Origin of the sequence: Flagellimonas sp. 389 (assembly GCF_018449435.1) — a bacterium.
In the GTDB taxonomy this organism is placed as follows: Bacteria; Bacteroidota; Bacteroidia; order Flavobacteriales; family Flavobacteriaceae; genus Flagellimonas.
The window spans coordinates 335,997-357,756 of sequence record NZ_JAHCMU010000001.1; the positions used below are offsets into that span (position 1 = coordinate 335,997).

19 protein-coding genes are annotated in these 21,760 nt (G+C 38.5%); 16 read left to right on the forward strand and 3 right to left on the reverse strand.

Translation table 11 applies throughout. The features are described from left to right. Positions 1 to 69: 69 nt before the first annotated feature. The 16 genes from KIM67_RS01475 (at position 70) to KIM67_RS01550 (ending at position 19,426) form a co-directional block, all read left to right on the forward strand. Positions 70 to 966: a hypothetical protein gene (locus KIM67_RS01475; protein ID WP_213829599.1), complete on the forward strand. Its 897-nt coding sequence runs from the start codon at positions 70 to 72 to the stop codon at positions 964 to 966. A 308-nt stretch (positions 967 to 1,274) separates the two neighbouring features. Continuing rightward, positions 1,275 to 1,892 (forward strand): carbohydrate binding domain-containing protein, encoded by a 618-nt coding sequence (locus KIM67_RS01480; protein ID WP_213829600.1) that lies wholly within the window; start codon positions 1,275 to 1,277, stop codon positions 1,890 to 1,892. Between the two features lie 31 nt (positions 1,893 to 1,923). Continuing rightward, complete coding sequence (locus tag KIM67_RS01485; protein WP_213829601.1) at positions 1,924 to 3,042, forward strand: endo-1,4-beta-xylanase; 1,119 nt, start codon at positions 1,924 to 1,926, stop codon at positions 3,040 to 3,042. Positions 3,043 to 3,122: 80 nt separating this feature from the next. Further along, on the forward strand, positions 3,123 to 5,780 hold the full coding sequence (locus KIM67_RS01490; protein WP_213829602.1) for a glycoside hydrolase family 3 protein: 2,658 nt from the start codon (positions 3,123 to 3,125) through the stop codon (positions 5,778 to 5,780). 534 nt (positions 5,781 to 6,314) lie between these two features. After that, positions 6,315 to 7,448, forward strand: a complete 1,134-nt coding sequence (galK, locus tag KIM67_RS01495; protein WP_213829603.1) for a galactokinase — start codon at positions 6,315 to 6,317, stop codon at positions 7,446 to 7,448. Continuing rightward, a complete protein-coding gene (locus KIM67_RS01500; protein WP_213829604.1) occupies positions 7,445 to 7,588 on the forward strand; it encodes a hypothetical protein in 144 nt (47 codons plus the stop codon). The genes galK and KIM67_RS01500 overlap by 4 nt, the downstream gene beginning before the upstream one ends. Positions 7,589 to 7,594: 6 nt before the next feature. Next, the gene (locus KIM67_RS01505; RefSeq protein ID WP_213829605.1) at positions 7,595 to 8,617 is read left to right on the forward strand and encodes a LacI family DNA-binding transcriptional regulator; all 1,023 of its coding nucleotides are present in this window, start codon (positions 7,595 to 7,597) and stop codon (positions 8,615 to 8,617) included. A gap of 251 nt (positions 8,618 to 8,868) precedes the next feature. Beyond that, complete coding sequence (locus KIM67_RS01510; RefSeq protein ID WP_213829606.1) at positions 8,869 to 9,420, forward strand: RNA polymerase sigma-70 factor; 552 nt, start codon at positions 8,869 to 8,871, stop codon at positions 9,418 to 9,420. 99 nt (positions 9,421 to 9,519) lie between these two features. Then, on the forward strand, positions 9,520 to 10,488 hold the full coding sequence (locus tag KIM67_RS01515) for a FecR family protein (protein WP_213829607.1): 969 nt from the start codon (positions 9,520 to 9,522) through the stop codon (positions 10,486 to 10,488). Between the two features lie 92 nt (positions 10,489 to 10,580). After that, positions 10,581 to 14,033 carry a TonB-dependent receptor gene (locus KIM67_RS01520; protein WP_213829608.1) on the forward strand — a complete coding sequence of 1,151 codons (3,453 nt, stop codon included), beginning with the start codon at positions 10,581 to 10,583 and terminating at the stop codon, positions 14,031 to 14,033. A 19-nt stretch (positions 14,034 to 14,052) separates the two neighbouring features. After that, positions 14,053 to 15,471 carry a RagB/SusD family nutrient uptake outer membrane protein gene (locus tag KIM67_RS01525; RefSeq protein WP_213829609.1) on the forward strand — a complete coding sequence of 473 codons (1,419 nt, stop codon included), beginning with the start codon at positions 14,053 to 14,055 and terminating at the stop codon, positions 15,469 to 15,471. 52 nt (positions 15,472 to 15,523) lie between these two features. Then, positions 15,524 to 16,483, forward strand: coding sequence for a glycerophosphodiester phosphodiesterase family protein (locus KIM67_RS01530; protein ID WP_213829610.1), 960 nt, complete (start codon positions 15,524 to 15,526; stop codon positions 16,481 to 16,483). Between the two features lie 12 nt (positions 16,484 to 16,495). After that, positions 16,496 to 17,434, forward strand: coding sequence for a glycerophosphodiester phosphodiesterase family protein (locus tag KIM67_RS01535; RefSeq protein ID WP_213829611.1), 939 nt, complete (start codon positions 16,496 to 16,498; stop codon positions 17,432 to 17,434). A gap of 189 nt (positions 17,435 to 17,623) precedes the next feature. Further along, positions 17,624 to 18,217, forward strand: coding sequence for a bifunctional precorrin-2 dehydrogenase/sirohydrochlorin ferrochelatase (locus KIM67_RS01540; RefSeq protein WP_163416735.1), 594 nt, complete (start codon positions 17,624 to 17,626; stop codon positions 18,215 to 18,217). Then, a complete protein-coding gene (locus tag KIM67_RS01545; RefSeq protein ID WP_213829612.1) occupies positions 18,207 to 18,572 on the forward strand; it encodes a hypothetical protein in 366 nt (121 codons plus the stop codon). Before KIM67_RS01540 ends, KIM67_RS01545 begins: the two co-directional genes overlap by 11 nt. Positions 18,573 to 18,592: 20 nt before the next feature. After that, positions 18,593 to 19,426, forward strand: a complete 834-nt coding sequence (locus tag KIM67_RS01550) for a sulfite exporter TauE/SafE family protein (protein WP_213829613.1) — start codon at positions 18,593 to 18,595, stop codon at positions 19,424 to 19,426. Here KIM67_RS01550 and KIM67_RS01555 read toward each other — a convergent pair. From KIM67_RS01555 to KIM67_RS01565, 3 genes are read right to left on the reverse strand one after another with little or no spacing between them, the layout of a single operon-like run. Then, positions 19,423 to 21,228, reverse strand: coding sequence for a carbamoyltransferase N-terminal domain-containing protein (locus KIM67_RS01555; RefSeq protein WP_213829614.1), 1,806 nt, complete (start codon positions 21,226 to 21,228; stop codon positions 19,423 to 19,425). The two genes, KIM67_RS01550 and KIM67_RS01555, sit on opposite strands and share 4 nt — an antisense overlap. Continuing rightward, on the reverse strand, positions 21,228 to 21,608 hold the full coding sequence (locus KIM67_RS01560) for an SxtJ family membrane protein (protein ID WP_213829615.1): 381 nt from the start codon (positions 21,606 to 21,608) through the stop codon (positions 21,228 to 21,230). The genes KIM67_RS01555 and KIM67_RS01560 overlap by 1 nt, the downstream gene beginning before the upstream one ends. Positions 21,609 to 21,610: 2 nt before the next feature. Then, a complete protein-coding gene (locus tag KIM67_RS01565) occupies positions 21,611 to 21,760 on the reverse strand; it encodes a DUF5989 family protein (RefSeq protein WP_163416741.1) in 150 nt (49 codons plus the stop codon).

The following is a 21,760-nucleotide window of genomic DNA, read 5'->3' on the forward strand; positions in this document are numbered from 1 at the left end:
AACGCCTGTAGCTTAGTTGAAAGAAGTAAAAAGCTATATTGTCTTGTCTAAATTTAAAGAAAACTAATCATGCGACTGTTAATTCTAGGAATCCTTCTTATTTCTATTGTCTCTTGTAATCGAGAAGTTGAATTTGATGCCGTGCTGATGGAAGGTTCAGCTCCCACCCTAGTACAGGCCAATATTCAATTCAACAATGAGGAACCACCTTTTTTGGTCACCTTGACACCTACCGCAATTGGGGCAACGGCATTCGAAGTGCTATCGGGACTCCCAGGTGACACGTCAGTGCTCGTCGGCATTCAGCAGGAAGTCAATTTTTCCTACCCAGAATCCGATGAGAATTTCTTTGTGACCATAAGGGCAATAGCTCCCAATGACTTGGTAACGGAAGAGCAATTTGAGGTAATTCCTCCAGAAGACCCATGCGAACCAATTTTTGGTGCACCAGTTACTTGGGACAGTGGTGGTGACCCTTCATTCTCATTTAGTTTTGGTAATATTGTGAATCCACCTGTGGTCGAAAACCCGGACCCATCAGGAGCTAATCCTGAAGTTTCAAACGTTCTTGAAATTGTTGATACTGGTGGCAATCCTTTTGATGGCTTTGGAGTTCAGATGACAGCTCCTGCTAATTTTAGCGCTGAAGATAAAATTGTAAGATTGTTATTTTGGTCGGAAGTAGAAGTCCCCGTTAGGTTAAATATGCAACAAGACCCAAATAACGAGACAGAACGTGAGGTTGAGGTAACCGTAGTCCATTCCGGTAATGGATGGGAAGAACTGCGCTTTGATTTTGTTACTGCCCTGGCCGGATTTACACCAGAAGGAGAAGCTCTTGGAATTCCTGATGGTGAAGGTGTAATACCCACTGGAGAATATATCCGTTTTCAAATGACGATAGGTGCCGGAGATGCAGAACTTGCAGGCACCTTCTATTTGGATAATGTTGGCGTCTGTCAATAAAACGATCCAAATCAAACTTTTTAAACAAAAACCTCATCACATAAAATCATTTGGATGAGGTTTTTTGTTGTACTCATAAACTGAAATTAAAGTAAGTATGTACCAAAAAAATTAAAGACATCTTGTAGCTCGTTTTTCAAAAAAGGGAGTCCCAGTGCAATAATGATCGGACAATCCCTAAAAGAAAATCAGGATTTAAAATGACAAACTTACATTATACATCAAATTTTATAATTATCGCTACAAATAACCTTTGTTCATAAACCATCTAAAAATACTTTTGACACTCACTGATCAAAACACAGCTAATGCACTTAAAAAACACAACTACGACACTATTTCTTTTGACGCTATTCTCTGCCTGGTTTACTTATGCGCAAACAGAAAAAGTGTATCCCATAACCAACTTTGATGGAGATGGCATATTACCCAACGCTTGGCAATCCTATGGAGATGTTGGTTCCCATGGTGTAAAAAAAGGAACTTCTGAAAGTGATGGTAAGTATTTTGAACTGGTATGGAGCGGCGACACTTCTGAAGGTTATATTGTGAGCCAATCCGATATAACCTCCCACATAATACCTAAAAAGAAGCTAAAGGGCAAAACCGTAAATGATGTCTTTCTTAGAATGGACGTAAATTGTGGGGATGCCCCAGGTACAATTATGAACCTAATTTTAGTGGATGGCCCAAATGATTGTTGCGAAGATGAAGTCAATTGGCTGTACTCCTTCAAAAAAAATACCTGCGATTGGGAAACGATAGAAATCAATTTGGGTGATTTTGGATATGCTTATAATCCGTCGAATCAGGACAAGGATATTGATATCACAAAAATTGCCAGAGTGAAAGTGAGTACTGATATCTCTGGAGGTGCTTCCAAACAAACATTCCAGTTCGATAATGTGGCACTAGTGGTCAAATAAGGGTTTCTTAAATCAAAAATGTGCACCACTAATGACAACAAAACATATATTGAACGTATTAACTGGCCTATTACTTCTTACCTCACTGTTTAGTACCAGAAGTAGAGGTGTCGATAAAGGATTGTCCCAAACCTTGAATATTGTTACCGTAGCTGAAACTAAATCCCTACAAGAAGTAACTTTAAAATCAGCAGCTCAGGATTTTTTAGTGGGTGTCGCCGTCAACCCATTGCGGGTAAAAGACAGTATGTACAAGAAATTCTATAGGCAAGAGTTTAATAGCATTACTGCAGAAAATGCAATGAAAATGAAAAGTATTTTAAAAGGAATTGATTCCAATGGAAACCTTATTTATGATTGGACTCGTTCTGATATCATCGTGGATTTTGCAGAATCAAATAATATAAATGTCCATGGGCATGCCTTGATTTGGCATGAAAGCATACCAGATTTTTTACAAGGCTTTAGCGGTACAAATAAAGAGTTTGAGTTACTGATTAAAACGTATGTAACCGATGTTGTAACCAGATATAAAGGAAAAGTGGGTTCATGGGATGTGGTTAACGAAGCAATTGGAGATAACACCTCCACTTTGCGTAATTCACTGTTTCTAGAACGAATGGGTGAAGATTATGTAAAAAAATGTTTTCAATATGCTCGAAACGCCGATGCTTCCGTCAAATTACTTTATAATGACTACAACCTAGTTTCCGACCAAAAAAAACAAGAAGGCACCTTTGCCTTAATAGATCATTTAAAAAAGAACAACTTGATAGATGGTGTTGGGTATCAAATGCACATCAATTTTGATGCTCCCAGCAAATCAGAAATCCAATCTGCAACCAATCAAATCGTAAAAAGAAAGCTGTTGGTACATTTTTCCGAACTGGATGTAAAGGTCAACCCAAATGGCAATATAAATCAGTTTTCAAAACAAAGAGCTTTGGCCCAACGAAACAAAGTACAGGATGTAGTAAGTGTATATAATGATATTCCAAAAGCGTATAAATATGCTTTGACTATTTGGGGCCTCAAGGACAATGACTCATGGATCATAACTCGATATGGAAACAAGGACTGGCCCCTTCTATTTGATGATTCTTTTACAAAAAAAGAAGCCTATCAAGGTTTTATTGATGCATTGGATTAACGCTCAAGTGACCATAGCTGTTTAAAAACTAAAGTAATGTACAAACAATTGAATTCTCAAAATCCTTATAAAAAATAGCAATGAACTTTATTAGAATCATATGTCAGCTTGTATTTATTTTATGTGTTGTTTCTAGCTGTTCGGACACCAAATCAAAAAGTAGAGCAAGCGGTCAGGAAAAAAGTAACCCTCCTAACTTTAAGAAAAAGGCAAAGGAGCTCATAGCAGCAATGACCCTAGAGGAAAAGGTATCTCAAATGAATTATGAATCTCCTGCCATAGCAAGATTGGGCATTCCTCAATACAATTGGTGGAATGAATGCTTACATGGCGTAGCTAGGGCAGGAAGGGCTACAGTTTTCCCACAAGCTATTGGATTGGCAGCCACTTTTGACAAAAATCAAATGACCAAAATTTCCGAAGCAATTTCTGATGAGGCTCGGGCCAAGCACCATGAATTTGCTGCAAGAGGCAAACGGGGAATTTACCAGGGACTCACTTTTTGGACGCCCAACATTAATATTTTTAGAGATCCTCGTTGGGGACGTGGTATGGAAACTTATGGTGAGGACCCATATTTAGCAGGTGAATTGGCAGTTCGTTTCATTAAGGGGTTACAAGGAGATGACCCCCATTATCTAAAACTTGTGGCCACGGCCAAACATTTTGCGGTACACAGCGGCCCTGAAATAGATCGTCATCGGTTTGATGCCACACCCAGCCCACAAGATTTTTTAAACACGTACAGCCCCCATTTTGAAAAAGTAGTAAAAGAAGCTGATGTTTACTCCATCATGTGTGCCTACAACAGTTACCATGGAATGCCCTGTTGTGGAAACCAAGAATTAAGCAGTTTGTTACGAGACGATTGGGGATTTAATGGATACATTGTATCCGATTGTTGGGCCATAAAAGATTTTTATGATAAAGGTACCCATGAAATAAGTGCCGATGCCAAAGAGGCGTCTGCCGTGGCAGTAAAGGCGGGAACAGATTTAAACTGCGGTGATTCCTACCCTGCTTTGGTCGAAGCGGTAAAAAGTGGACTCATTAAACAAGAAGAACTCGATGTTTCCTTGGAGCGGTTACTGATTGCACGTCTTAAATTAGGCTTATTTGCACCAGAAGGGGCCGTTAAATATGAAAGCATATCTTATGATGTAGTAGATTCCGAAAACCACAAGCTTTTGGCTTTGCAGACTGCCCGTAAATCTATGGTCCTGTTAAAAAACGAAAATAATACACTTCCGTTGAACAAGGACAAGGTTAAAAGAATTGCGGTCATCGGTTCAAATGCGGATGATCTGGAAGTGCTGTTAGGCAATTACAATGGATATCCTACGGAACCGGTTACACCTTTGAAAGGTATCAAACAGAAACTACCCAATGCCAAAGTATCCTATGCAGTAGGCTGTAAATTGGCTGAAGGCCTTCCAATATTTGAAGCCATACCACAGTCTGTTTTGTTTACGGACAATTCAGGAGAAGTTACAGGATTAAAGGGCGAATACTTTGATAACATTTCCTTTGAAGGGCACCCAAAGCACACGAGAATTGACAAAACAGTCAATTTTACATGGAGGACCACCCCTCCCTTTGAAGACATGGACTATGATACCTATTCAGTGCGATGGACGGGCGTGCTTTCTGTTGACAAGACTGGAAACTATGCCTTAGGAGGAGAAGCTTTTTCCTCTATGAAGCTCTTTCTTGATGACCAATTGCTAATCCAAAGACAAGATGTACATCATCCAAAAAAAATATATGAATATGTGAAATTGGAAGCAGGTAAAAAGTATAAACTTCGTTTTGAATGTGTACAAGATAATACAGATCATTCCATCATGCGTTTGTTATGGGAGTCTCCAAAAGACAACATAGAAGAAGAGGCCGTTGCTATAGCAAAAGAATCAGACGTAGTGATTCTATGTATGGGTATCAGTCCTTTGTTGGAAGGTGAAGAAATGAAAGTAAAAGTAGACGGTTTCTCTGGAGGTGATCGTGTGCATACTAAATTACCCAAAACCCAGACCGAATTGATAAAAAAAATAAAGGCTTTGGGGAAACCCACCATTTTGGTATTGCTAAATGGCAGTGCACTATCCATTAATTGGGAAAATGACAATATTCCGGCTATTCTTGAAGCATGGTATCCCGGACAAGCAGGTGGTACAGCAATAGCCGATGTAATCTTTGGAGATTATAACCCTGCCGGGAGGTTACCTGTGACATTTTATAAAGATATTGGCGATATACCACCATTTAGTAATTATGAGATGAAGGGAAAGACCTACCGTTACTTCAAAGGAGACCCTTTGTATGAATTTGGATACGGGTTAAGTTATTCTACCTTTAAGTATAGTAATTTTCAAGTACCCGAAAATCTTGAAGCAGGCAATGACATCACTGTAAGAGTGGATGTTGAAAATACCGGGACATTGGATGGAGAAGAAGTAGTTCAAATTTATGTTCAAAATCCCAATGCGGATACATATAATCCGCACAAAACTTTAGCAGCATTCGAAAGAATTGCATTTAAAGCCGGAGAAAAGAAAACTTTGACCTTCAAAATAAACAGTGAACAGTTAAGTAATGTAAACAAAGAAGGAGATAAAGTCGTAACTCCAGGGCAATATCTTATTTCAGTGGGTGGGGCACAACCTTCAAAACATAGAATAGAAAAAAAATCCGTTGTTGTTAAAAGAATCAATATCTCTGGTAATACAGTAAAAGTATAACCAATTTTCTTATGTTCAATCCGACTTTTTAAAGTGTTTAAAAATAGTGAAGTTTAACAATTCTTGATGCCAGCAAGAAAAAGTTATGATATTATAGATGTTATTCTATCGGCTTTACGTATTGTAATTGTTATAGGAACCCTAGCATATTTTACCTAAAAAAGACAATAACGAGTCCGCCATAGTGATGGTTATTAGATTAGCCAATTCCAACAGAATAGAATCGGAAATATGCGACTATGATACAAGGCTGATAGTATTAAGCAAGCATAATGAACTGTCAAATGTAATGGCGGCTTACAATCGGGTAAACTTTTTGGTGCAGGTACTGCTACATCATAAGAACTATATACTAATTTATTGACCCAACCTTTTCTTATTTTTCAGAAAACAGGCTTTCTATTTCTTATGTCATGTTAAGCTGGGTATATAAAATCGTTTGAAATCAGGATACAAACACTTTAATTAAGAAATGTTTATTGTTTCAAAACATTTAAAATTGAAGTTTATACAAGATCTTTGTAAAAAACAACCATGGACCATTCCTCAAAGACTTCTGTTACCGTTAAGTCTCCCGGAAGAATCAACCTGATCGGGGAACACATTGATTATAACGATGGTTTTGTATTGCCAGCGGCAATTGACAAGAGCATGCATATGACCATTACGACCAATGGCAATAAAAACCGTTGCACCATTAAAAGCAAGGGATTTGATAGCATTTTAGTGGTCAATCTGGAAAATCTTGGTAAAGGCACGGAAGGATGGCACGATTATATTTTGGGCGTAATCGCCGAAATCCAAAAACTGACCAATAAGCTGAAGGGCTTTGATTGCGAAATGCACAGCGATATTCCCGTGGGTTCTGGAGTAAGCTCTTCTGCTGCCCTTGAATGCGGCCTTGCTTATGGGCTCAATGAGCTTTTTAAACTAGGACTTAATAAATGGCAACTCATTAAAATAGGACAAAATGCAGAGCATAATTTTGTAGGGACCCAATGTGGTATTATGGACCAGTTCGCTTCGGTTATGGGGAAAAATGGACATGTAATGCTTTTGGATTGCCGTTCCCTCGATTTTGAATACATATCCATGGGCATTGAACCATATCGACTGTTACTTCTGAACACCAATGTTTCGCATAACCTGTCCACTGGAGAGTACAATATACGTAGGCAGCAATGCGAAAAAGGACTGGGTATGCTGGTCAAGCGATTTGGTATCGATGCATCCTTTAGAAGCGTAACCTTTAAAATGATCGATGAAGCAAAAAATGAGCTAGGTGTACTACTTCATAAGCGATGTTCCTATGTTGTTGAAGAAATCGCAAGGGTTTTGGAAGCGGTAGAGTCACTAAAAAGAAATGATCTTAAAGCAATGGGGAAACTCATGTACCTAACCCATGAAGGTTTAAGTAAAAAATATGAAGTAAGTTGCCCAGAATTGGATTTTTTGGTCGAACTTACAAAGAACGAGCCCCAGATTCTGGGAGCACGAATGATGGGCGGAGGTTTTGGTGGTTGTACATTAAATTTGATTCATAAGGATGCTATTGAACAATTTATCAAAAAGGCTGCAAGGGCTTATAAGGATGAGTTCAGTATTGAGCTATCACATTTTCAAACCTTGCCAAGCCAAGGAACCATACTTGTAAACGATACGATATGAAACTTAATGAACTATCTTGTAGACGACCCAATATTCTCATAGCAGAGTGGGTATTGGTCTCGTCACAACAGAATATTACAATGGAGCAATCAGCTGGTATACTTAAAAATCCTCCAACAGCGCATTTTTCCAAATCATAATTGCGTATGGCAACAATCAAAGATATTGCAGAGCTAGCAAATGTTTCGGTATCCACAGTTTCAAAAGCGCTTAACGACAGTCCTGAAATTGGCTCCCAAACATCTGCTAAGATAAAAGCCATAGCACGAGAGTTGGGATATGTTCCCAATAGTGCCGCAGTGGCCCTAAAACGGAGTGCTACCCATCATATCGGTATTATCGTGCCCGAAATCTCAAGTGAGTTTTTCTCTAAATTGGTACAGGCGATAGAAACATCCGCCAGCAAAAGAGGTTTTAAGAGTGTCCTTTGTTTTTCAAAGGAATCGTTCATGACAGAATCTCAAATTATCCAGAACTTCTGCAACGGGAGCGTGGATGGCATCATAATTTCCATGTCCAAACAGACCCAACAACTAAGGGATTACAAGCATATCTTGAGCTTAATGGACCACGGAATCCCTGTTGTGATGGTCGATAGAACATGCGATTCCATTGAATGTGAGAAGGTTTGCATAAACGATTTTGGAGCATCGGAACATGCTGTGGAACATTTAATCGCTACAGGGTGTAAAAGACCCGCATTTATATCAACAATTCCCAAGACGAATGTAGGCAAGGAACGAAAGAAAGGATATAGATCGGCAATTCAGCAAAAACTTTATGAGAACAACGCTAAAGGATTGGTCCTAGAATTGAACGGGTATAGAAATTTTGAGAAAGAATTGGATTCTTTTATTCAACAAAACGCTATTGATGGAATTCTTGCAGCGAATGAGCTCGCAGCTATAAAAGCAATGAACATCATAAAAAAGAAAGGCCTACAAATTCCCGAAGATGTCTCGGTCATAGGCTTTACCGATGGTCAACTATCACAACATTCCAGTCCCTCCCTCACTTCAATAAGTCAAAATGCAAACACTATGGGAGCTATTGCATTAAAACGACTTTTGCTTCAAATAACCCGTGATGTACCTAGGCCGAACAATCATATCCAAACTGTAGTGAAACATAAGTTGATTTTAAGGGAATCTACCAAGGCCATCCATTGATGGGGAATTGGTAGGTCAATATCAGTTTTAAGGTCTTTTTGGTTTAAAGAACAGATATATTGGTGATGTATTTCTTATAACAATGAAAGTTACTCTTTGATCGATCAACATAGTACTTCGCTGTCACTATTCAGTAGTTAGTTTCAAAAAAACACTTAATTAACTAAAGGTTATATTTTCCATACCATGCTTTAGAGTATTGCTTTTTTAATTAATTTGTTTCCATATTTAAGCTTCAGTCAATCTAAAACGTGGATAAGCAGCATCTTTTAATAGGGTTGAAAAATTCAGAAGAAACAGCTTTCAAAAAACTGTTCGATATATATTATCCAAGAGTAAAATCTTTTCTTATTTCCTCCAACTTAAAAAATGATCTGGACGATATACTACAAGAAACCTTTATAAGTATTTGGAAAAACAGAACGCAAATTAATCTTGAAAAATCCTTTGATTCCTATATATTCACGATTGCAAAAAACTATGCGCTAAAAAATCTTCGGAAACAAATTATTAGCGAAATAAGGTCTTCAGAAATTGAAATTGACGATACTTCTGTTCCACTTGACAGTATTATGGACATTGGCATATACGAAGAAAAAATAAAGTCTTCCGTTAATAACTTACCCCCACAATCAAGAGCGGTTTTTCAAATGAAACGCAATGAAGGGATGTCCACTAATCAAATTGCGCAGAAAATGGGCATTGCTCCCAAGACCGTAGAAAACTATATGAACAGGGCCTTGACCCTACTCAAAAAAGAATTGGAACATTTAGCTTGGCTCATCCTTATTTACTTTTTCTAAATTCACCTTAAAAACAAGTTTTCATAACATTTTGGTAACGTATTTGCATAGGGTGCAAACGTCGTTTATGGGATATACCTATAAACGAGATACTTACTTATGGCATCCATTCAAGAGATTTGGAATAAATACAAGCTTGGAAAAGCTGACCTCAACGAGAAAAGAAAACTTATAAAGGCCATTGATGATGAAGATGCCCAATTAGAAGATATTCTACACACAAATTGGAAAAAACAAAAAGCTTTAAAAGTCAGCAGCAAAGAAAAGAACAAAGCTTGGAATAGACTTACCGATAGTACTACCATAAAGAAACAGAAGGTAATTAAGCTGTATAAATATGGCATAGCTGCTAGTCTGGCAATATTGGTCGCTTCTGCAATGCTCATCTATTCTTCCTTATATACTACGATAGAAGTGCATGTAGCTTCAGGCGAAAAAATCAAGGAGGTCATATTACCAGATGGTTCCAAGGTCTGGATAAACAATGCTTCTTCTATTTCCTATCCAAAAAGGTTTGATTCGGATTCCCGTAATCTAGTTTTAGAAGGCAACGCATTCTTTGAAGTGAAAAAGAACCCGGCAAAGCCATTTATTGTACAAACCGATGGATTATCCGTAAAAGTATTGGGAACGTCTTTCGATGTATACAATTTTAAGGGTGAATCTTCTACGGTATCGGTAAAGAGCGGTAAGGTCGAAGTAGCACATTCAGATTCAAATTCAAAAATAGTTTTGGTAAAAAATGAGCAATCAAAATATGACTTGGGGCTTAACAAATTGGTCAAAACCACTTTTGATTCTGAATGGATCATGGCATGGAAAAATGATACGCTACATTTTGAAAATTTAGAATTAGGCAACGCCATAAAACAAATAGAACGCAAATACGGAGTGCGTATAATCTGCGCAGACCCCAAACTCTTGGAAACACGCATAAGGGCAAGTTATAAAAGTGAACCGCTTGATACCATCTTAAACGATTTAGCTTTTATGACCAATTTTAATTTTAACATAGACACCAAAAAAAACGAGATAACACTTAAACCTATACCCATGGACAAAAACTGAAAACAGAAACAAAAAAAGGGTTGAAACCAGTGCAATGGTCCCAACCCACAAAAGAAATTTACTCGTCAAAATAAATCTCTAATTACAAACATATGAAAACAACCAATTATGGCAAACGAAGTATTGTCATTTACAAACTTTATATAACCTTACTATTTTTTAGTGTTTCATTACATGCCCAAGCCAGCAATTTTGATAATCCAAAAATAAGTATCGAAGCAGAAGATGAAACCATTGATAAGATATTCAAGAATATTGAAAGCAAGACGGCCTTCTCTTTTCGTTATTCTGAAGATATTCTCAAGGACCAACGTACATTCTCATTTACCTATACAAACGAACCACTTAAGACAATTCTTGATGACATTGGCAACAAAGCTGGTCTTATCTACAAAATCTCTGGCAACAACATCTCTGTAAAAAAATCCAATATACAGCGCACCATCAACGGAACAGTAACAGATGAATCTGGCGCCCCAATACCGGGAGTCAATGTTTTTGTGCAAGGAGGACAAACCGGTGTAGTCACCGACTTTGATGGAAACTTCAGTATTGAGGTCACCTCTGGTGACGTACTCGTCTTTTCTTACATTGGCTTTACAGCGATCGAAGTCCAAATTACTGATCAAACCAGTTTGGACATTATCCTAAAAGAAAATGTGGATCAGCTGCAAGAAGTCATTGTATATGGCTACGGAACGGCAACTAAGGAGAAATTCAACGGTGCCGTTTCAAAAGTGGAGACCGAAAAACTGAACAACTTCTCTTCGGCCAACTTTGAACAGGCGCTATCCGGTAACGTTGCTGGGGTACAGGTCGTGGGTAATGGAAAAAACCCGGGAGAGAATTCTGTTATCCAAATTCGGGGATTGAATACACTGACCGCGGGAACCAATCCATTGATTGTTGTAGATGGCAATCCACTATCTGAAGGCTCTTCATTCAGCTCGATCAATACTCAAGATATTGAATCCATTAATATTTTGAAAGATGCAGCATCGGCTGCAATTTATGGTTCACGAGCATCCAATGGAGTTATTTTAATAACTACTAAAAAAGGAAAGTCAGGAGATTTAAAAGTGACCTACGACACCTATTACGGTTTTCAGAATCGAATCGACAATTTTGAATTGGCTGATGCTTATGATACAGCTCTTTTTGATTTTGATGCTAGAAACTTTGGCTATCTCTCGGGAGGGACTGGTAGAAGCATCTCTGATGATAACCAGACCCGAGACGCAAACGGAGGTGGAAAGCGTAGTAGGGTACAAGGATTTCTTCAAAACTACCTCAATGGAGAACAAGGTCTGACAAACACAGATTGGCTCGATGCAGTTTTTAGAAGTGCGGCACAACAAAACCATTACCTGAATTTGAGTGGAGGAACGGACAAAACAAATTACGCGGTTTCTTTCGGCTATCTAGACCAGGAAAATATTATTATCGACTCTGATTATAAGCGCTATACCAGTAACATCCAATTAAACTCCCAAATAAGCAAGCGTATCCGTTTTGGAATTACATCGAATGTTTCTTTGGTAAATTCAAACCCAACTGGCGAAAGAGGTTGGTCTGCACATGATGCCGGAGAAGGAAGACAACCTGATCCAGCCTATGCAGTGGTGTTAATGCATCCTTACTATCCAATCTACAATGCAGACGGAACTTTCGCAATTGCCAATCAAATAGATGACAACAATGATAATTGGGATGGTCCCATTTCTGAAAATATTATCGCAAAAGTTAGCCTGTCCGATTTTTTTGAGCGTCGTTTGCGGGTTTTTGGAAACACTTATCTGGAGATAGATATTTGGGATGGCATACGATTCAAAACTTCTTTTGGTGGAGACTACAATACAATTTTTACGGAATTCTTTGCCCCATCCAATATTGGTAATTATAGAACCCCTGTAGAGAACAGTCTAACAGAAGCATTTGAAAACAATAACAGAAGGGAAAATTATATCACTGAAAATTTATTGACCTACAATAAAACTTTCGGAAAACACAATCTTGATGCACTACTCGGATTTAGTTATCAGGAGGAAAGTCGTTTTAATACTAGGTTGGAGAGCAACAACTTTGCAGATGACAACTTACGTAACATCGCCGGTGCTACAAATCCCTCTACCGAAGTAGAACGAAGCAAATGGGCATTGATATCCTATTTTAGTCGATTACAATATGATTTTGATGGAAGATATTCGCTTTCGGCATCTTATAGAAGGGATGGTTCATCTCGATTTGGCGCAAACACAAAGTTTGGGGAATTTGCTTCCGTATCGGGGGGTTGGACATTGAGCAATGAAAGCTTCTTTCCTTCAGAAGGAGCAATAAGCTTTGCAAAGCTAAGGGCGAGTTGGGGGCAGACCGGTAACAATCAAATAGGTGATTTTGCATCCATAGCTTTAGTAGAGCCAGAAAATTATGTGATTGATGGTCAACTACAAGCAGGTTCGTACACCCGTACCTCCCCTAATCCTGATTTGTCTTGGGAAACCAATACAGCGCTTAACCTAGGTATTGATTTAGGGTTTTTGAACAATAAACTATTATTAACGGGCGAATACTATAATTCAAAAACCACGGACCTTCTATTACAGGTACCTGTTCCGCAACAATCTGGGTTTACCAACTCGCTTCAGAACATTGGAGAATTGGAAAACAAAGGTTTTGAACTGGAAATTAAAGGGAACAATTTTGAGTTTGGAGATTTTAGATTAGGGTTTAACGCAAATATTACCACCAACCAAAATGAAGTATTGGCGTTGGGCGATGGTCCGGACGTAAATAGTCAAATCATTGAAAGTAATGGCGGCATGAGCTTTTTGACCAAAGTAGGTGGAAGCATTGCTGAATTTTACACATACGATATCATTGGAGTATACAGAAACCAAGAGCAGTTGGATGCAGAGACCATTACGCCCTTTGCGGGGACAGAGGTCGGTGATTATATCGTAAGAGATGCTAATGGAGATGGTCAAATTACTCCAGACGATAGGGTCTCTTTGGGAGATTACAACCCAGATTTCACGTATGGTTTTGGATTTACGGTAAACTACAAGGGTTTTGACCTTAGTGCACAATTTACCGGTATAGAAGGAAGAAAAGTTGCTGATAATATGCTCTATGATGCGGAAAGTGGCGAAGGCTTTTTCGTTCCAACGCAATATTACGTTGACAATTATTTCAATGATAGAAATCCTGATGGCTTTTTCAGAAGACCTGATTTCTCTAGTTTTTCTTCAGCAGGAAGAATTACAAGAGCTTCTAGTCTTTCGGTTTATGACGGAGATTATTTTCGACTGAGAAGTCTTCAAGTAGGGTACAATTTTCAGGAAAATATTACGGATTATTTAGGAATAAATTCTCTTAGACTTTACCTAACAGGGAACAATATTTTTAACATCACCAATTATAGAGGGTACAATTCCGATGGATTGGATACTTCGAACAATAGAACACAAACCCTTACAAGAGGCTGGATCAATTCCACAAGTCCATTGACACGGTTTGTGGCTCTTGGACTAAACGTAAAATTTTAAAACAATAAATCAAGATAAAATGAACTCTACAAAAAAAATATTTCTGATACTGATTGTTTTACTTGGATACTTTTCGTGTGATGATGAGTTGGACATTATACCTATCTCAGAAAAGGCTGCAAACAATTTTTTTTCCAGCGAGCAAGAACTGGAAAGCGCTATTATAGGCATTTATGCACAATTACAAAACAACGGTCTTTATGGATTGGATTTGATTGGCGTTGGTGAAATTTCTGCCGAAGATTCCTTTGAGGAAATTGCAGCGAACGACGGAGGTCGTTTTGGGCAATTGGATGATTTTTCCACCAATCCTGAAAATGATTTGGTAGGCGACATTTGGAGAGAATCCTATGAAGGAATCCAACGAACCAATGTGGTCCTCAACCGTATATCCGATATTGAGTTTCAAGATGCGGCACTAAAGGCCAATAGAATAGGGGAAATGAAGTTTATACGTGCTCTGTTATACTTTAACTTGGTTCGTTTGTATGGTGATGTTCCTTTAGTGATTGAAGAGACCGAAAATCCATTTGATTTCTTTGGACAAGGAAGAACGTCCACTACAGAAGTATATAGTCGAATCCAGACAGATCTATCAGAAGCCATTCAAGATTTGCCAACGACCAAATCACCAGGTAGGCCCGCTTTGGGAGCCGCCCAAGCATTGTTGGCAGATGTGCAGTTGACACAAGGGGATTTTTCCAGTGCTTTGCCAAACCTGGAAGCAGTAGTCAACTCTGGAGTATACGAATTAATGCCCACTACTTCAGAGATTTTTGGAGAAGCTAACGAAGGAAACGCTGAAATTATTTTTGAGGTACAATATGTGAGCGGTTTAAATGTTGAGGGGGAAAATGAAGGAAGTTCTGCAGGCTCACAATTTAGACCCTCTGGAACCACTGCCAACGCAAAAGGACATAATTTACCTACCCAAGCTTTTATCGATTCTTTTGAAGCTGGAGATACCAGACTTGACGACTATGTTGCTATTGACCCAGATGCCAATCCATTCTATTTTTCAACTAAATACGAAATATCTGCAACTGGTGCCGATGACGGAGGCAGCGACCATCTTATCATTCGTTTTGCAGATGTAGTTTTGAAATATGCCGAAGCATTGAACGAAAATAACCAGACCGGCGAAGCTATTTTACAGTTGAACCGTATTCGTACAAGGGCAGGTTTGGCAGGAACAACGGCCACAACACAAGAAGAAGTGAGAGCGGCCATAAAACAAGAACGTCGTTTTGAGTTTATTGGTGAGGGCAAAAGATGGTTCGACCTTAAACGCTATGGTACCGCCATTGATGTAATGAACGCTTTTTTCACAATCAATAATCCCGGAGTCACTATAAACGAGAACAATTTGGTACTCCCTATTCCACAAAGTCAGATTGATACCGACCCTGATTTTATAAAGCAGAATCCCGGATATTAAGTAACATAAATTGAGGGCAGCTTCAATACTGCCCTCTTTTAATAATCAGCTAATGAAGAAAAACATTATAAGATTGTGCATACTATCCATCATGGTATGTTTTTCCTGTAAAAAAGAAGAAAATACCAAAGACGTTTCGTTAGAAAACGAAGGAGTACAACCTGAGACAACAAAACAAACTATTTCCATTGATACATTGATTGCAAATCTTAAGGATTCAAAAGACAATCAAGTTATTATAGTGGCCCATAGGGGTGATTGGAGGAATGCACCCGAAAATTCCCTACAGGCTATTGAAAATTGTATCAAAATGGGTGTTGATATGGTAGAAATCGATATCAGGGAAACCAAGGACGGCCAATTGGTCTTAATGCATGACGAGACTATCGACAGAACCACTACGGGCACAGGTAAAGTTTCGGAAGTAACCTGGGAATATCTGCAAACGTTGCAGTTACGCGATGGTATAGGTCACGAAACGCCCCATAAGATTCCGACTTTGGAAGAAACATTGCTCCTGAGCAAAGATAAAATCTTGGTAAACCTTGATAAAAGCTATCCCATTTTTGACAAGTGTTTTGAGGTTATTGAAAAAACAGGAACACAAGCGCAGGTAGTCATCAAAGGTGCCATACCCTACGAACAGGTAAAAGAAGAGTTTGGAGCTTATCTTGACAAGGTCTTTTTTATGCCCATCGTACGATTACAAAAACCAAACGCTAAAGGTATCGTGGATAAATATCTTGATAGCTTACGCCCAGTAGCCTTTGAATTTACAGTACCACAGGATACCATAAAAATGATTGACTATTTTGATGACATCAGGAAAAAAGGGGCTTCTGTATGGGTCAACTCGTTATGGCCACCACATAATGGTGGGCATGATGATGAAAAAGCGGCTTTAAATCCTTCAGTATACGATTGGTTCATTAAAAACAATATCGATATCATCCAGACAGATAGACCTCAGTTGCTGTTGGATTATTTAAGGAGCAAAGGGCTACATCGTTAAATTCATTATAGCATGAAAAATCAAAAGAGAATATACCTCGTTAGCATGCTTCTTTTGGGGTTTTCGCTTCAAGCACAGTTGGATTCTAGCCTATCAGAAAAAAGGGCTGCAACGATTTTGGAACATCTAAAAAATCCCCAAGAACATTATGTTCTGGCAGTTTCCCATAGAGGTGATTGGAGGTACGCACCAGAGAACAGTTTACCGGCCATTCAAAGGTGCATCGATCTAGGGGTTGACATTGTTGAGATAGATGTACGATTGACCAAAGATGGACACTTAGTTGCCATGCACGATACAACCGTAGACCGTACAACCAATGGAAAAGGAAAAGTAAGCGACCTTACACTAAATGAAATAAAAACACTTCGCTTAAAAAATGCATGTGGGGTGAGAGGGTCTAAAATACAAGTACCCACTTTAGGGGAAATAATGAATCTTACGAAGGACAGGATAATGGTAAATCTAGATAAGGTAGAAGGAGAAACCGTTAAGGAAGCCTACGAAATCCTAAAAAAAACAGGAACAATTGAACAAGCTATTTTTAAGGGACGAGAAACCGTTCAGGTTATGAAAAAGAAGTACGGCAGTCTTATGGATTCCATAATTTATATGCCCATCTTAATTGATAATACCCAAAATCCCTCTCAATTCGTTCAAGATTATAATGAAATTCTTTCGCCTGTTGCATACGAAGTAACTTTTGATTCTGAAAGTTCCGAAAACTTTGAGCAGATAGCATTTCTGAAAAAAGAAAACATATTTGTGCTCAATATTGCACTATGGGATGCATTGGTAGCTGGGCATACCGATGAATTAAGTTTATTGGAAGGTCCCGATACTTCATGGGGATGGCTTATTGAAAATGGCGCCAATGGAATCATGACGGACCGGCCCAGTGAACTTTTAGAATACCTAAAGGCGAAAGGACTAAGAAATGTGAGACAGTAAAGACAAAAATAACATTATCGTCATTAATGTTTTGTTTAAGTAGCGAGAAGGCGCAGTCAATTTGGCTGCGTCTTTTTTTCACTTTGCCCAAAAATTATAGTTGTTGAGTACGTATATTTTTTACAATATCGATGTATCTTTATTTATTCGGTATCCAGTTAAGGATGTCATTCAAAAAGCTGAAAATAGATGGAGCGGAACGAACTTTATCCTGTTTTTTTAAAAGTAAACGACCTAAAGGTCTTAATAGTAGGTGGTGGTAATGTGGCAGAAGAAAAGCTTACCTTTCTATTAAAATCCAGTCCTAATGCCAAGGTTGAAATGATTTCTCCAATGTACAGAAAAGATACCATTGCACTGGCAGATAAACATGCAGTAAAAATGTATAAGGGCAAATACAAAAAAAAGTATTTGAAGAAAAAGCATATCGTAGTAGCGACCACAGATGTACCTGCAGTAAACGAAAAAGTATACCATCACTGTAGAAAGCGCTCCATTCTGGTCAATGTTGCGGACAATCCTCCTTTTTGTGATTTTTATATGGGAGGTATCGTTACAAAAGGCAATGTAAAAGTGGCTATTTCCACAAATGGAAAATCTCCTACTACGGCAAAACGTCTGCGTCAATATTTTGAAGATGTAATTCCCGAAAACATTGACGACCTAGTAAAAAACCTCAACGAATACCGAAAAACCATCAAAGGGGATTTTGAGGAAAAAGTAGAGACACTCAACGAGTTCACTAAAGGATTGGTCAACAAAAAAGAAAAAGATGAAAATTAGGATCAAAGGAAATTCGGTACGCCTTCGATTGACAAAAACCGAAGTAGAAGCGTTCAATAAAGAAGGTAAATATTTGGAAACTGTACAATTCGCAAACAAAGCATTCACCTACGTACTTAAAGCAAAAGAAGGTATAACTTCTCTTGAATCGGATTATGACAATGACACTATTACCGTATATTTTCCAGAACAAGAGAAGCATGTTTGGGCAACAAGCGACCGTGTTGGCTATAGCAACGACGTGGACTGGAACGATCCAACCGTACTTTCCATTTTAGTGGAAAAGGATTTTACCTGTCTGGACAATACCATAGAGGACCAATCGAATAATTATCCTAATCCAAAATTATTATAAAAACCGTTTAAACACAACCTTTGACCCTATCCTTAGTATTGGTTCTTTTTTTTATAGGTCTGGCCAACGGATTCTACTCGGGGCTTATGGGTACAGGTGGGAATATCATTTTGATACCCGCACTTGATTTGGTTTTGGTTTCATTTGGAATAGAGGGGCCAGAATTGGTAAAATATATCATCGCACATTCATTGTTCATTACTGTTTTTAATGGTTTTGCAGTAAGCCTGAAACATTACCGGATGAACAACTTTCATGTAAAGGAAGTATTCCTTATTGGTATACTGGCGGTCATTGCAGGCTATCTTGTTTCAGAATTTTTAAAATCCACGTCATGGTATCAAAAGGTATATTTTGATTCTTTGTTTCTTGTCTTGGTTTTATTGGTGGCCATACGGTTTTTGTTCTTTAAACAATCAGAACATAGTTCCAAAAAACAGCAGGGCATGCAAAAAAGCAAAATTGGTTACGCCAGCTTGGGTGCCTTAACAGGTATTACATCTGCACTTTCTGGTTTTGGTGGTGGCATCGTTTTGATTCCTGCCCTGACGGATATTTTTGGCATTTCCATCAGAAAAGCGGCTTCTATATCAATTGGTGTCGTAATGCTTTTGGCCGTGGGCGTAAGCACAAGTTATTTGAGTATTGACCCTTCAAATACGCTAAAAAATAGTTTGCCCTATCAATTTGGCTATATTTCTTTAAGCATATCAATACCTATTTTAGTCGGCGTATTTATAGCAGCTCCATTCGGTGTGAAAGTAGCACAACGAACCTCAGCAGGATTATTGCGTATTATTTTTGGAATCGTGATGGTGATTTTGTTTATCAAAACCCTTATCGGGCTTTTTTAACCTCCACTTTTAGAAAAGACTACATCTTCCATAATCAAAATGTCCATTTCTGTCTCTTGAAAACAATGTAGCGCATCATGTGGATTGCAAACGATGGGTTCGTCTTTTACGTTGAAACTCGTATTGATCAAAAGTCCATAACCTGTTTTTTGCTTGAATGCCTTTAAAAGTCTCCAAAATTTTGAGTTAGTAGCTTTGGATATTGTCTGTATTCTAGCTGAATAATCAACATGGGTAACCGCAGGAATATCAGAACGCGTTTGGGAAAGTCTTTCCATTAAAGTAGTTGATTCGTTTACTTCATTCTTACATCTTTCAAATCTAACTTTTCGTACCAAAAGCATATAGGGCGACGGAATTTTCAAATCAAAATATTCATGTACATCTTCTTCCAAGACACAGGGAGCAAATGGCCTGAAGCTTTCCCTAAACTTTATTTTCTCATTGATGCGTTTTTGCATATTAGGATTTCTCGGGTCAGCTAGTATACTTCGGTTACCTAGTGCCCTGGGTCCAAATTCCATCCTACCTTGAAACCATCCTACTATCTTTCCCTCGATCAAAGCATTGACCGTTTTGGTGATTAGTTCATCTTCACTTTCAAAACATTTATAGGCGACCTTTTTAATTTTTTGAGCAACGTTAATGATATGGCTTGTCGTAAAAGCAGGTCCTAGAAAAGCGCCATGCATGCTATCTGGCAACTTTACTTCTCTTTTCTTATTCTCAACGATATGCCAAACCGAAAATGCTGCGCCCAAAGCCCCACCAGCATCACCTGCAGCTGGTTGTATCCAAAGATTTTCAATATTTGGATTATCCAATAGTTTCCCATTCGACACTGAATTTAATCCTACGCCACCAGCAATAACCAAATTTGGACAACCTGTAAGTGCTATGGCCGAATTGGCCATTTTTAGAACAAGTTCCTCCAAAACATGTTGAACCGCGAAAGCGAAATTGGCATGTGATTGATTCAAATCATCTTCAGCATTCCTTCTTGGAAGGGAAAACAGATTCAACCACTTAGCATCATTCGTCATTGTCAAATGGGTAGCAAACTTAAAGTATGGCATGTTCAGCAATAGGGAGCCATCCTTTCTTATGTCCACCAAATCTGATTTTATTTTGGTAATATACTCCTGTGTTTCTAAACTTTCGAGATTACCATAAGAAGCCAGTCCCATGACTTTGTACTCTCCCCTATTCACCTTAAAACCCAAATAGTAGGTGAACGCCGAGTACAACAATCCCAAAGAGTGCGGAAAGTGTTGTTCGCGCAAAACCTTAATCGTATTGTTCTCCCCCTTGCCCACAGTTGCGGTTGCCCATTCGCCTACACCATCTATGGTAAGTATCGTAGCTTTTGAAAATGGGCTTGGAAAAAAAGCACTTGCAGCATGCGATAAATGATGTTCTGTAAAATGCAATGTCACTTTTGGAAAACCCAATTCCTTAAAGTGATTTCTAATGGCTTTCTTAATGAAAAGTTTGCCTTTTAGCCATAAAGGCATAGCTTTTAAGAAGCTCGGTAGTCCGCTTGGGGCAAAGGCATGGTACGTTTCCAACAGCCGTTCAAACCGCAACAAGGGTTTTTCATAAAAAGCGACCATGAGCGGTTCACCTTTATGAAGGCCTGCTTCTTCCAGCACATAAGCTATTGCATTGACAGGAAAAGAGGCATCGCCTTTGATTCTTGTAAATCGTTCTTCTTGTGCAGCAGCTACAATTTTACCATCGATTAGAATTGCTGCGGCACTGTCATGAAAGTATGCGGAAATACCTAAGATAACAGTAGCCATTAAAAGGTATTTTTCAAGTCTTGTGGGTTATATAAATGTTCTCTTTTGATGAATACCGATTTTGAGTTTTTCTTAAACTGTTTCAAGTAAAGGTTATCCTTTCCCAACCATCTTCGTAAAAGCCCTACAGGTATCAATATAAGAACAAATGCCAGCGTCAATAAAATTTTGGTGGAAACGAATCCCAATAGTTTCGCCAGACCGAACCACAGATAAGCAAATGGGTAAAAAACAATAGGAACTAGAAGGTTCAGAAATAAAAGACCCAAGGAAATCCAGATGAATGTTGTTTCATCACGATAAAACAAAAACAACGCTAAGAATAGTATCGAAGCTAAAATACCGATTTCCACACATTGTCTTTTAGATATCGGATCCATTATTAAAACAGGGAATAAATGAACGGTGCCAATGCTGAACTTGCAGTCAATACCACTACGATACTGATAAAAAGAAGTACAATCAGCAAGGGAATCAACCAGTACTTTTTGCGTGTTCTAAGAAATAACCAAAACTCTTTCACGGTTTCCAT